The organism is Deltaproteobacteria bacterium, from assembly GCA_016874735.1.
Taxonomy (GTDB): Bacteria; Bdellovibrionota_B; Oligoflexia; order Oligoflexales; family CAIYRB01; genus CAIYRB01.
Map to the genome: position 1 here is coordinate 1 of VGTI01000017.1, position 13790 is coordinate 13790.

At 51.4% G+C, this 13790-nt stretch carries 8 protein-coding genes; 5 read left to right on the forward strand and 3 right to left on the reverse strand.

The genetic code is table 11. From position 1 onward, the window contains the following. The first annotated feature begins 36 nt into the window (after nucleotides 1-36). The gene (locus FJ146_09360) at nucleotides 37-813 is read left to right on the forward strand and encodes a hypothetical protein (protein MBM4252165.1); all 777 of its coding nucleotides are present in this window, start codon (nucleotides 37-39) and stop codon (nucleotides 811-813) included. On the opposite strand, the gene galK is transcribed toward FJ146_09360, so the two are convergent. Together galK and galT are read right to left on the reverse strand one after the other, a co-directional pair. Continuing rightward, nucleotides 810-1901 (reverse strand): galactokinase, encoded by a 1092-nt coding sequence (gene galK, locus FJ146_09365; protein MBM4252166.1) that lies wholly within the window; start codon nucleotides 1899-1901, stop codon nucleotides 810-812. The two genes, FJ146_09360 and galK, sit on opposite strands and share 4 nt — an antisense overlap. After that, entirely contained in the window at nucleotides 1901-3001 is a 1101-nt protein-coding gene (gene galT / locus FJ146_09370) for a galactose-1-phosphate uridylyltransferase (protein ID MBM4252167.1), read from the reverse strand. The genes galK and galT overlap by 1 nt, the downstream gene beginning before the upstream one ends. A 146-nt stretch (nucleotides 3002-3147) precedes the next feature. Between galT and FJ146_09375 the strand changes: the two genes are divergently transcribed. After that, nucleotides 3148-4689 (forward strand): glycoside hydrolase family 1 protein, encoded by a 1542-nt coding sequence (locus tag FJ146_09375; protein ID MBM4252168.1) that lies wholly within the window; start codon nucleotides 3148-3150, stop codon nucleotides 4687-4689. On the opposite strand, the gene FJ146_09380 is transcribed toward FJ146_09375, so the two are convergent. Beyond that, nucleotides 4663-7650: a hypothetical protein gene (locus tag FJ146_09380; protein MBM4252169.1), complete on the reverse strand. Its 2988-nt coding sequence runs from the start codon at nucleotides 7648-7650 to the stop codon at nucleotides 4663-4665. The two genes, FJ146_09375 and FJ146_09380, sit on opposite strands and share 27 nt — an antisense overlap. 232 nt (nucleotides 7651-7882) lie before the next feature. Between FJ146_09380 and FJ146_09385 the strand changes: the two genes are divergently transcribed. From FJ146_09385 to FJ146_09395, 3 genes are all read left to right on the forward strand, one after another. Further along, nucleotides 7883-10294, forward strand: coding sequence for a hypothetical protein (locus tag FJ146_09385; protein ID MBM4252170.1), 2412 nt, complete (start codon nucleotides 7883-7885; stop codon nucleotides 10292-10294). 137 nt (nucleotides 10295-10431) lie between these two features. Next, entirely contained in the window at nucleotides 10432-11796 is a 1365-nt protein-coding gene (locus FJ146_09390; GenBank protein MBM4252171.1) for a hypothetical protein, read from the forward strand. A 52-nt stretch (nucleotides 11797-11848) separates the two neighbouring features. After that, nucleotides 11849-13789: a hypothetical protein gene (locus FJ146_09395; GenBank protein ID MBM4252172.1), complete on the forward strand. Its 1941-nt coding sequence runs from the start codon at nucleotides 11849-11851 to the stop codon at nucleotides 13787-13789. Nucleotide 13790 lies beyond the last annotated feature (1 nt).

Genomic DNA, 13790 nt, shown 5'->3' on the forward strand with positions numbered 1-13790 from the left:
AGCAGTAGAGGTAAAATTAGAGGACAGGGGGTCACCGTGAAGGTGCTTGGTAAAGGACCGCGTGCGGGCTTTGGCTTGAGCGTCGTGTTACTGGCGAGCTTATTTAGTACGGGTTGCCTGGTAGAGAAAGAACGCAACCCCGGAGCTAAAGCCGCCCAGCGCGCCGCTGAACAGCGGCGTTTACTTGTGGAACAAGCTCCGGCTCCGGCGGAAGCGCAAGTCATGAAAGCGTCGGGTACGCTGCGAGCAGCGTCAGGCGACCGGACGATATTAGCACTTGTAAGGCCCCAAGATCCGCCCAGCGCAGCCGATCAGATCGTAGCCACCCTTGAGCCCTTGCTGCCGACAGGTTTTGACTGCACGAGGCAAATAGCCAAAAGAATCATCGATCACTCCAGCGGGGACACTGAGATAGCGGGCCCGATTCTGGACGTTATCAACGGTCTTCAGGGTGCCGCATCGCGACTCCCGGTGCTATACAGGGAGACCTTTGAAATCGATGCAGGTGAAGTAAAAATGGAAGACCTGCTTCCAGGTGAATATCGACTGCAACTCGACTTAATCAATGGGCAGACTAGCCGCATCTACCAACGAGGTGTCAGCTACATCACGATCATTGGTGGGACTAAAGCCGAAGCAAAGGTGGAATTTCAGCCGATCGGAGTGATCACCCCAGAGGACAGCAGCGATCATGCTGGGAGTGAGTCAGCACTGAAGCCATATTCTGAACTTTGCCCTTATGGTCGCACGAAGAACACAACTAAGCTCTATCGGCCGCAGTACGTCGACTCTGTTGTGGTGTCAGAAGGCTAAGTGGTCGGCACCAAAACAGTGGGCAGCAGGCCCGAGCGCTCAGCGAAGCGGCGTGCTATGCGATCTGCAGCGGCGCGAGCCCCCATCGAACTGGACAAGGCAACAATCGAGCCGCCAAATCCGCCGCCGGTAAGGCGAGCACCAAAAACGTCGGGATCAGCGCAGGCTATCTCCACCAAAATATCAATCTCAGGTGTGGAGACCTCGAAATCATCGCGCATGGAGACGTGCGACTCCTTAAAGAGCGATCCCAACCTGGGGAGATCGCCAGCTTGCAGTGCCGTCACGGCAGCCTGAACACGGGCATTTTCTGTAATGACGTGGCGCGCTCTTTTGATCAAGTGTGGTGGGAGCATGGCAAGTTTACTTGTGTGATCGATGCCAATATCGCGTAATGCTCTGACTCCCATGATACGAGCGCTCTCCTCACATGCAGCGCGGCGCTCGCTGTAACCGCCGCCGATATTACTGTGTTTGATGCTGGAATTGATCACAATAAGCCCAGCAGATTTCGGCATTGCAATCAGTTTATACTCGAGTGATCTCGTGTCGAGGAAGAGAACTTGACCCGGTGTCGCTAGGGCAACAGCCATCTGATCCATGATTCCTACATGGGCACCGACGAATTCATTTTCGACCCGTTGAGCAAGTAAGGCGATGGCGGTGTCCTTGAGCTCAAGACTAAAAGCCAGGCGCAGGGCTTTAATCAGCCCTACAATGAGGGCTGCGCTGGACGATAATCCGGCACCTGTCGGCACAGTTGACTCAATAAAAACATCGAAACCCGTCACGCGGCGGCCAGTGCTGGCTAAAACTTGGGTCACTCCTTGAACATAATCAATCCAAGTGTTGTGGCGGATCTCGTCACCAAGCATAAAACTAAGCACACCTGATTCTGCCATGTTTTTACTGGCGACTCGCACGCGCGAACCGCCGCGGGCTGATAGTGAAATTTTCGTGGTTTGAGGAATAACAGTAGGTAGGACAAAGCCTTCGTTGTAGTCCGTGTGTTCCCCGATCAGGTTGACACGACCAGGCGTACTGATGACAATATTTGGCGAAGTATTGAAAGTGACTTCAAATGACATTACCGACTCTCCTCAGGGCTAAAGTGAATCACGACGTCGCGTAGCTCTTTAGCCTTAGCCTCAGGAAGGCTATCCGCAGCAAAAAAACCTGCGCCGATTTCCGTGCCGGCTAAGTACTTCAATTTATTAGATGTCCGGTACGGAGGATAAATCTCAAAGTGAACATGCGCCTCGGGATGAGGTGTTCCATCCGTGGGCGCTTGGTGGAGCACCATCAAATAGGGAAACGGTCGATTCCACAGCGCATCAAATTTCTTCAGCACGGTCTTGAGAGCCAAGGCGAGGTCACGTCTCTCACCGTGATCCATCTCAGCAAGTGATGCGACGGGCCGCTTTGGTGCAATCCAGATTTCGTAGGCGTATCTGGCACAGATTGGGACAAAAGCGACGGCGTGTTCACCCTCAAAAATAATTCTTTCGCCCTCTTTGATTTCAGTTTTGATCATATCCTCAAGCAGTCCAGATCCGTGCTGTTGCCAGTAGGCCTGCATCTGTTCAAGTTCCCGTTGAGGTATTGGTGGAACGACAGGATAAGCATAAATTTGTCCGTGGGGATGATGCAGCGTAACACCAACCTCAACCCCACGGTTCTCAAATGGCATTACGTAGTTGATGTTGGGATCCCGGCCTAGCTCCTTACAGCGCTCGCCCCACACTTGCAGAAGTAGGTCAATATGACTCAGCTGTAAACTTGCAAGAGATGTTTTGGGGTCCTGCGTGAACACGACCACCTCGCAAGCGCCAAGAGCGGGTCGGGTCGGCACATTCAGAGCGGGGGCATCGTGAGATTCGAGGCTTAGCGATGGGAACAGATTATCAAAAACTGCAACTTCATAATCACCCAGAGGCAGTTCTGTTGGGAAATTGGGATCATTACTGGGAGTAAGAGGACTGTACTCAGCTGGAGGTAGGAAGGTCCGATCCTGCCTATGAGTAGCGTAGGTCACCCATTCACCGCGCAGCGGGTGCCATCTTAAATGCGGATTTGCGGCACTTTTTGTGGGAATCGGAGACGGACCATGGGTCACAGGCTCCATAGGATGGCGCGCATAAAGAATCAGTTTACGTCCGTCGATCTTAGTGAGTTGCTGCCGGTACATGTTAAACTCAGAGTCCAAAGTTAAAGCGACAAGCCACCCAACTACCAGTGGCTATAGCTCTCACAATATCATCGCTTTAACGTAGGTTAAACTACACATTGGACTCATGATTACTGTTTGTTGCCACCCTCGCGGAGGATCTGATTATGCCAAGTCGTTACCTCTTAGCGCTCACATTCTTGACCATGGCTTCGAGTCCCTCCTGGGCGCGGGATACGATGCCCAATGGATTTCTGCTTGGGACGGCGATTGCCGGTTTTCAGGTTGATATGGGATGTCCGACGATTGCGCCTGAGGAGTGCGAGGATCGTCATTCCGATTGGTACGAATATATAACCTCACCCTGGACGAGGTTAAACCCAAGTCTTTTTATGAAGGGTGATCCTACCTCACGGGGACCGGGTTTTTATGAAACCTACCGTGACGATCTCTATCGTGCCGGAAAGGAATTAGGTTCAAACGCTATCCGGATTTCCATCGAGTGGAGTCGTCTCTTCCCTGAGTCTACTACCGGTGTCGATGACTTTGTGGCTTTAAGACAATTAGCATCGTCCGCAGCGCTGGACTATTATCACAATCTCATTGGAGCGATCCGTGCTCAGGGGATGGTTCCGTTCGTCACTTTGAACCACTACACGCTACCAAAGTGGATCCACAGTGCAATCGACTGTAACATCCACCTACTTCGCTGCCAGCACAAAGGGTGGGTGGACCCAGCCCGCATCATACCTGAGATCTCGAAGTATGCGGGGTTCGTTGCCCGGGAATTTGGACAGGACGTCGACTATTGGCTGACCTTAAACGAGCCTTTCTCGGCGGTGGTATTACCCAGCTACCTTTTGCCCACTCCAGAGCGTACAAATCCGCCCGGATTATACCTGCAAATTGATGCTGCAAAGACTGCCAATGCAACGATGATCGAAGCGCATGCCAAGATGTATGATGCTATCAAGGAGGCGGACGTCTCAAGTGGTGAACCTGGCGGTAGGCCGGCGGAGGTTGGCATTGCCTATTCGTTTTTTGCAATTAGGCCAGCTACGTCTCATCCCATCGATCAGAGGGTGGCAGCCAACCTCAAATATCTGATGCATGATCAGTTCCTTGATGCCTTAATTTATGGTCGGTTCGATCCTGATTGGTCGGGGCGTACCATCGAGCGCCCCGATTTAGCGAGGCATTTGGACTTCATAGGTATCAACTATTATGTCCGTTTAACGCCGCCTAAGTTGTCCTTGGGTAGCGTGAACCCTATTGATCACTTGCTTTTAGCTAATCCGATCGATGCCGTATTTGATCGCGATGCTCCCGATGGCCTAACGCAGGTCCTGATGGAGCAATCCCGCTACGGCTTGCCTTTGTATGTGACAGAGACAGGTACAGATGCGATCAGGGATCAAGAAAGACCACGCCGCTGGCTGCTTGGTACTCTTGCCGCAACTCACGCTGCCATTGAGCGCGGAGTTGATGTTCGGGGTTATTTTTATTGGACCTTGATGGATAACTACGAGTGGAACCACGGTATGGATAGTCGGTTTGGACTCTTTAGTGTCGATCCCATGGATCAGTCGAAAAGGCGCGTTCCGCGGTCGGCAGTTGATGCATTCAGCTTCATCAGTCAGACACGCCTGTGGCCTGATGCTTGTCCACCAAGCCAACCGTGTCTAGAATCTGGCACCAATGTTAAATAAAAACTCTCCGCGCGTGATCCAGTGACCGGTCTGCCTCGCGCGTTTATTGCATAGACGCGGATCGTCACGGCAGCTTTGTGTTTTGGGCTCCCGCCAGGGAAGCCCATATGTGATGTTAATCGCACCTAAAGCCGTCAAGAAGTCTAACGATCCGCCGTAAGAATAGTAGTTTCGTGTCCAGATGTATCCGGGGTGTCGCAGGAGATCGCCAAAATCATAGGCGAAGTTATCTTCCACCGTTCGAACGGGTGCCGGACTATAATTTTGGCAATTAGGGTGTGAGGCAATATTAGGATCAGTTACGGGACCGCTATATTCATCTTTGAACCGACTCATTTGCTCACGCGAAAGAAAGACGGTGCCACTATCGACAAATGCTGTCGCTGCCCAAGCATCACTGAACTTGTGGCGTAATTCACTCTTTATAGACAGTCGATTGCTCCCAAAAAGAGCGTTAGTTGTATAAGAGACCCTGCAGGTGGAGCCGTCGTCGGTAAACACCGGAGCTCTTACAAGGGGGCCCAGACTGGCTATAGGAAACCCGCGTACGGTATCATCCCCAGATGAGAGGCGTTCCTGCTGCGGCAAAATCCCACGCCGTTGGCCCTTGCGTTGGATGTCTTCATACCCAGTGGCATAGGTGCCGAGTGCAAATACGGTATCTTTACCTAGTTCTAAATACTTTCCCAGACCCAGATCCCATTTAAAATACCGGACGTTGCCATTCAGCTCGTAGCGCGCCCAGGAAATTTCTGCATTGGCAACGTATCCGCCGGTCGGAAAGCGGAGATTATCACGACGGTCTACGTTGTACCTAAAACCAACGGAGCCCACTTGCTCATCGGGTGCCACGAGAGTTGCGAGTTGGAATTGAGAACCTTCGGTATTGGCGACCTTTTGGCCATAAAAAACCGAGACAAAGCTGTTGGGCAAAAGGCGGCGGAATCGATGCTTCAGCTCTAGCTCGCCGGCATAGCTCAGTGTCCAGAGTTCACCATTCCAGAAAGCCTCTTGCCGCGCGCGGATGATGCCGTCGATGGGGATATCAAAAATAAATGGTTCGGTGTAGCCCACTCCTAGTTTTCGCCCGAACAGAGTCTTTGGGCCGATCGCATATTGATTGCGTTCCTGGCTGATAGATCCCCTAATCGAGGCCTGGCGTCCGACGCCGCCAATATTGTTATAGGCAGCTTCGGCCTCGTAGTTCCAGCCGCGAATGAGACTCCATCCTGGGCCGTAATTTACGGTGCCAGGGCGCCCTTCTCGGATGTCGATATTGATGTCGAGCTCGGCTTCCTTCTCAGCAATCGCGTTACGATCTGCAGGTACAATTTGCACTGACCTGAATATGCCGAGCCGACTTAGCGCCTGCCTTGTGTTGGTGATGAGATCTGGATCATACCAGTCTCCTGGGTGAAAAAGGAGTTCGCGACGCACAACCTTCTCGTCGGTGCGCGTAATGCCCACGATGTTAATATCGCCGAATTTAACGCGCTGACCCTCGTTAATACGGATGTAGAGATCAAGTCTCTGCGTTTTTTTCGCCTCAACGAGTTTAAGCTCGATTTGCACGTCGCTATAGAGATAGCCCTTGCCGACGTAAGTGGCTCGCAGCTTTTGCTGGAAGTCAAGAAGCTTTGACCGATCGATAGGCGTATCACGCTTGATACTCAATAGTGCCAGGATTTCCCCGTCATTGATGGCCTTGTTCCCACTGATGTAGATATCATTTAGGACTCGCATCATGCCTTCGGTCACAGAGATCGTTAGTCTAACGGTCGCAGTCTCTTTATCCCTTTGGCCCGTGCCGGGATCGTGGATATCGACGTCCCAATATCCTTCCTGCTGGTATTTATATTTGAGCGCGGCAATTCCCTGCTGAATTTCTTCGTAATTATACGGCTGGGAGCTTTGCCAGAGTCGATCGACACCCATGATCTCTTGGGCCTGTTTTGCGTTAAAAAAATTGATGCCCTCAAATTGGACACTCTTTAATAAATACTGCCGGCCTGGAGTGACGTGATAAACATAAGTGATCGTTCCTTCATCCTCGGTTAAGGTAGTGGGACCTTTCACCTCTATGTCTAGATAGCCTAGGTTGCGATACCTCCGGCTAAGCTCGGCCTTCATGGCGTCAGGACTAACAACATTGGGATCAAAATTGGTCAATTCGTCGTCTTCAAAAAGCTGATCCAAAATGAACCGTCGTGAATCGTCAATAATCTGGTAACGAATCCGACGCCCAAGATCGCCTTTGATATCCACCGTTGCGGTAGCTGCGGCCGCGTGCAGGACTATAGACGCTGGCTCTAAGCGCGCCTGGCTATAGCCCAGGTCTCGTAATTGGGTCTCGAAATCACCGACTGAAGTTTCGATGAGTTCGAGATCGCAAGCATCACCAGCGCGTAGGTCGGGTTTCAGACCGCCGGGTAACGCAAAGTTAAGGTTGACGCGATCGATGATACAGGGAATTCCCTCGTCAATATGAACATCATAAACAGTGCCCTCTTGGTTCGTGGATGTGCTAAGCGTAGTTTTGGCCCAGGGATAGCCATGCCGCACTAGATAGCGCTGGACGATATCAACGAGCTTTTGGCGTGACTCTGGTGAATCAACTTGTCCCACGAAACTTTGGACTGCAGCGTAGACCTGCTGCGCCATCATCCTGGCTGTAATATGAATCGAAAGGTCCGCGATTAAGGTTGCTGACTTGCCTCGAATAGTCCATACGCCTTGGTCAAGGTACGCTTCGACCTGAAGCATGGGGTGTCGTCGACCAATGTCGACGATCAAAGACTCTAAATCGTTGGCGTTATTGATCAAGGGGTGACGCTCTGCCAGGCGCTCACTCGTAGAGGGAGGTAGCAAGTTTGGTACGGCGCGCCAAGTAGCAGCCACTAATGGTTGTGCATCAACCAGTAGTAGGCTGAGCCAGGCGACGAGAATTAAGTGTACGCGCAACGCAAATCGCCTTTCGCCGTTATCGCTGCAATAAAACACCAAGTTTTAACAATACATTTTTATGTCTTAGGTGTGAACAATCAGCTCTCTTGGTAAGAGCCAAAAAAGTTCGATAAAATCGCAATAAATTCAGTGACGCACGCTTTTGCCGCGCAATAATTACCGTCTAGTTGCTCCGGTGAAAAATGCTAAAATAATAGGTACAAACCAACTCAAATCCTGGAATGCACCGATGACGCGGCATGGCGGCGGCCACTCAACTGTAGCGACCGGATCGGGCCCGCATGATGAGTTGCCCGAGTCAGTCAAAGCTGACCGCCAATCCCTGCGGGACTTGCTGTCGCGGCTGCGTGAACTTGGGATTATTGTCGATATCGGTCAGGGTAGAATCAAGGACTTTAGCCTCAATGTTCTTTTGGCACGGACGCAGCCGCTTTGGATTTTTCGACTACGTCGTCTGGAACAGTGCCAGGATCAGGCGATACTTAAGATTTGCAAGCTACTCGACGAAAGCTTAAAAATTGCTGTTCTAGAGGATCACAAGGTAGCCGCAAAAATTGCGTCCACGCAATTACTACTTTCACTCCGTCACGGCGTCATGCCGTTTACAAGCAGGGCGCTGGCTTATTGGGGTTACTTCCGCATTGGTGGTTTCCTATTTGTGACAGCCGCGCTCCGTCGCGCTGTCCAGCAGGCCACGCGTCTTCTGTCCGATCATCGCTTTAGATCTTGGCAGCAGCCCATAGTCAGTGAATGGATGGGTTTTGTATTGCCATGGAGCTTCCCCAGAAAACTTACCCCTCGTCGCATTGAGCAACTTAAGTACAGTATACGCAGTAATTTGGATGTGAGTCTGACGCATTTGGCAAGCGAGTATGAACTAGCGGCGAACATGTTTGCCACAGAATCCTTAGATGTGGCTGTTAGCTGTCTAAGGTACTTGAAAGAGACTATTACGGTCCATGCTGATTACGCTAGTAAAAGTCACGATTTTGGTCTTGCTGCAACTATTGCTAAACTTAGTCCAGGTGTCTCAATAGTGGCAAGCCCTAGTGGGAATGTGACTACAGATCCAGTAGGAGAGCAAAATGGGGTGATAAATCATTTTGCCTCGTCCTTCAAACTTTCCCTAGCAGCTGTCGTTGCAGTCGTGCTTCGTGACTACCCGACAGTCATTAAAACTAAAGCAATCATCAGATCAACAACCGACTCCAGAAATTGGCCAGCAATTCTCTCGCCGATTTGCTTCGTGCTCATCGTACACGCCAGTATTGCCGCTGTGTGGAGCCAGAAAATTGGTGTCAAAGCACGTCTACAACTTGCCCGCGAAATTGCCTTGGTCTTTAAGCTAGCATACGACCGAAAAGTTGGTTTTTCCTGGGCTAAGCATTTAATCCTCGGGGAGTTGGGTGTTGCTTGGGGGTTTAAGCACTTTTCCTACAACCAATTTAGGATGGCCAGACTCAAAGCGAAGGAGAATGGTTATCTCATGCCTCTGGCCGTCATTCAGGAGCGACTAGCGGTTCACAGTTTAAATTGTGGAGACCAGGAACTTGGTAGACGCCAGATGAAAGAGGCTCGGTCAATTTTCGCCCAGTGGGGGTCTGGATTAAAACTAAATCAACTTGATTACCAATACTCTTATTTGAAATTGGGTCGGAAAAAGAAACGTATCGTTGGTAAAATAAACGCAGCGGAAGCGAAGTATCCACTGTCCGGACCATTGAATTTGCGGATGATCACGCCTCGGTCGAGTGACACCGCTACCAAATTTCACTTGCGCGATTTGCTGCAGCTGCTCAGCCCTGAAATGGGGGCTAGTACCCTGGCTAAAGAGAGCCTCACAAATCGCGTAGATAATTACCTAGAGTCGATCAAGCAAAAATCCTCTGAGGAAACGGTTCGAGAGATCAGCCGTCAGATGAATGAAAAGGCTAGAAAGCGTGCCGCAGAGGTTCCCTGTGGCCTGTTTGTTGCCTCCAATTACGTGCAAAGTGCCGCTTTATCAAGTGACTTTATCCTTACGGGTCATGATCAACTTAATCAGCTATTTTTCTTTGGCCTAGGGGATGGGTGCGATCGCGACCGCTCTATGCTAATGCGCTCAATTGAGCTCAGCGGTGCATTTACAGGAGCGATCAGCGCGGCAGCAGAGATACAACATTGCTCTACGCTTGAGAGATTCAAAGTCGTGTGCGGAACCATAAATCGGATGATGAGTGAGGATCTCTCCGGTGATGCAGCGCCCTTCAGATTAAGTTTGTTTGTTGTCGAGCCCAAGAGTGGCGCCGGTTTTTATGTTAATGGCGGCAATCATCCAGCCTATGTGAAAAGGGGAGCCGACATTAAAATACTAGGCGCTAGGGGGGCAGCGATTGACACAGCAGTGCTCGGCTGGGCTAGTTCCATATGGTCATTTACTCTCGAGCAGGGCGACATCTTATTCACTCACACCAATGGTTTGCTCGGTAATCAATCGGGTGGTGCAGCGCTGTTTTCTCGCCGTAAAATTCGTCATGCCATGCTAAGGGCTAGTTCAGCTGAGGAGCTAGCGCGGGAATGTGCCAGTATGCTGAAGACTGGATTATCAGGCAACTTGCAAGACGATGCTGCTTACCTCATTATTTCCCGCCTACATCTCTGATTGCCGAAACGCATCCCTGGCTTAAGCGCGGAACTTTGCAAAAAATTACTAAAGTTTTTCCCCAAAAATGCCGATAACGCCGAGCGTTCGCTGTAATGGTCGCTTCAAATTGACACGTGCGGAAGTGGGAATAGATTATGCTTAAACCTCGATTATCTCAGTGGTATTCGTTCATTACGCTTATTGCTCTGACGTCTTTTGGGTGTAAAGACCGACGTGGCTCGGACCTTACAGAAAGGGCACCGGGCGGCGTAGCATCGACGCCTGACACTCGCGGATTCGTTGGGCCAGGGGAAAGTATCGGTGACACTGAGCTCAAAATAAACATCAACGATTACATTAAGCCTGTTGGGCAGCCGTTCAAGTGGACTGACGACATGACAGACCGTGTCATGAGCAGCCTCCCGCAAACCTGCGACGATCAAAGCCCGGTCAAGCAGGGTGTGGTCGCGGTGGCTATAGGTGGACAATGTCGCCTACTCGAGTTTGCTGCCGCTCGCAAAGAGCTCGGTAGCCTCGGAGCCATGCTCGCAGACAATGGCACCAACTTGAGTGATGTCATCGAAAACGACGCAGGCTCACCCGAGATCAAGTCAGTTGATGCTGCGTCACCACGACTAGATTTGGGTCATATAGTGCAACAGCAGCAAGGTAACGCCGAGAAATCGTCGATGAACTACGGCAAGGGCCTTGGCCTCACTTACGAGGCCGATGCAGGTTGGCGCGGAGGTGCCAAAAATTATTTGATTGGCAGTGAGCAGTTTGCAGCATCGGCGACAGGTTACTTTTTCGCAAGGAACCGGGGTGCCCTTGCAGTTCATTCTTCGGCAGACTTGACCGGCAAAGCATTTGGCGTCCAACGTTCGTTGATATTCACTAAGCTAGACGCAAGTGCTGAAAATGATAATCCAAATTTTGATGCTGCGATCATGGTATTCGGGCAGGAAGTGCTGCGCCAGAATTTTAGTGGTCCTGGTATTGCAATCTCTAAAAATCTGTTCACAGCGAGTCACAATCTGCCAGGTAAGCTCAGATTCGCTGTCGGCCCAGTCCCCTTCAGTGTGAGTTGGTCATTCCGCGTCACAGGTGCCGTTCCCGTGACGGTGACAGCACGGCCGATGGCCTTAACTGCTGGGATCAATCCAAACATCGGGACCACAGTGGGCCTTGAAGGCAGTGCCGACATCATGATTGCTCGCGCGGGTGTTGGGGGTAGCTTGTCCGTTGCCAGTGGAGTGCTCGCTGGCATTACAACGGCGCAATTGAAAACCGGTAAAGATAGTAAACAAAATTTATGTTACGGCGGAGATTTAAGTTTCCGGCTGAGTAATCTTCTCGGTGGTCGACTGGGCGCTTTTGCTGAGATTGGCAAACCAGGATCCAAGCTAGGGCGCATACCGGGTGGCTGGCACGGTGACTTTAACTTTGTCACATGGACGGGAACCGGTTACGATCTCAAGATATTAGACGCTAAGGATCATTGTTTCACCGAAGAGACTTGATGTGCCCTCACTAGCCTGAGCCGTCAAGCATACTTCGGATTAGGGGGTGTGCTTGACTGGTAGACGCTGGCTCTGGACCATGGCTGTCACGGTAGCGGCTCTTACCATTGGGATGGTATGGGCGGCTAGGGATCGATGGAGTTCCCTTTATAGCAACAGGCTCACTGTCAACGAGCAGATGATCAAAAGCGTATGGTCCTACCTCAAGCCAGGAGTGACCCGTTACTATCAGGTTGAGCTTGCGAGTACAGCTTTCATGCGGAAAGGCGCTGAGAGTAGTAAGGCAAATGACGGTCAGCCTGACATCGAGGTGAAGCTCACGGGCCGCCTTGCTCTGGAGTGGGATGCTGCCTCGCCCGGGGACGTGATACGCCTGCGATTTGAACCGAGTCCGTCGTTGAATCTGAGGCAGGTCAATGAGTCTAATGACTTTCCGCCCGAGTCGGCTACGATCAGCTCTCTGATCATCGGTATTCCATTTCGCATGAATGCGCGTGGGCAATTAACATACGCGGAAGCATCGATGTCTGGTGATCGATTCGCTATCCAGCTCCTGCGTCAAATTGCTGCGGTTATGCAAGTGTGCATGCCGGAGGATCAGTCGCAGAAGTCTTGGGACTGCGACGAACAAGATGGTAGTGGTATTTACCATGCCCATTATGAGACGGTGACTCAATCTGCTCCTTTGTCATTAACTAGAGTCAAAAGCGGCTATGCGTTACTCCAAGCAATGAACGATGGTGTCTCGCCCCCTCCTCTCAAAGGGACACTAAGCGGCGAGGGATCAATCGAGCTCGGTACAGATCACTCGATGCCTCAGACGGTCTCTGGACATGAGGAGGCACTCGTGACGATCATTGTGGATGGTGGTGAAATACAGTCAAATGCTCGCACTACGTATAGCATACGCGTTGACGGGGAGTTGGTAGAGTCATATAACGCAGCAACTTCTCAACCCAGTCAAAGTCCTGGAGCTAGCGAGTCGCCTCCAGCGCAAAAAGTTGTCATCAATGACAGCGGTGATTCACTAAAAAGAGCGGCCCAGGAGCGCTTCGGCAATGTCGTGGCCCATGACATCCTTAAAGAGTTTGAGGGCGTTCGCAATAGTGACAGTCCGAGCCGAGCTCAGGCTGCGCGTGACGTCTACGATAAACTGGTAGGTTATGTGAGGACGCATGACACAGAGTTGGGCGACATTTTGAAAACTTTGTCCGGCCGCGCGGCTGATGACCCTTGGCTTCGTGAAGTGTTAAGTGCCTTGGCTTACGTAGGATGCAAAGAGTGCCAGAGGCATCTTGTAAATGAGGTGATGGCAAGGGAATCGGAACCAGCCTTTGCCAGTGATCTACTGAGCTTGCTGGCGCAGCCGGCGCAACCTAGTGCAGATGTGGAGGCCGCCCTGCGACGCCTTACCGAGTCACCGCAACCAGTGATTCACGATATGGCTGAGTTAGCGCTGGGCACCGTTGGCTACAAGTTACGAGATTCTGATCAGCCTCGGTCGACGGCTATATATCAACAGTATGCCGATAAGTTTAGGCAAGCTCAGGATGTTAATGCTCAAATGGCTGCTCTGTCAGTTTTAGGGAATATTGGTGACGAAGGCGTAGTCGACGCACTCAAGCCGTGGGTAGTATCCAGTGATCACATCCGTCGCGAAGCGGCGGCTAGAGCTTTGCGTAATCTAAGGTCAGACGGGGCGCGCCAGATGCTAATTTCGATGCTGGCGGATGATGCGGTTAGCGTGCGTCGTGCCGCCGTCCAATCGATAGCCCAAATGCCTAAGTCAGATAATGCGCTGAAAGCGTTGTCTGATAGATTCGCGAGCGAAAAGTCGGCGCTTGTGCGCCAGCCCATGGTTCAGGATTTAGCTCGCTATTTACGTGACACGCCCAAGGCCCAAGAAGTTGTCAAGGCGGCGGCAAATTCAGATGCCGACCCAGACGTTCGCCTGACGGCAACGAACGCATTGATCATGTACGGCATTCCCTGAT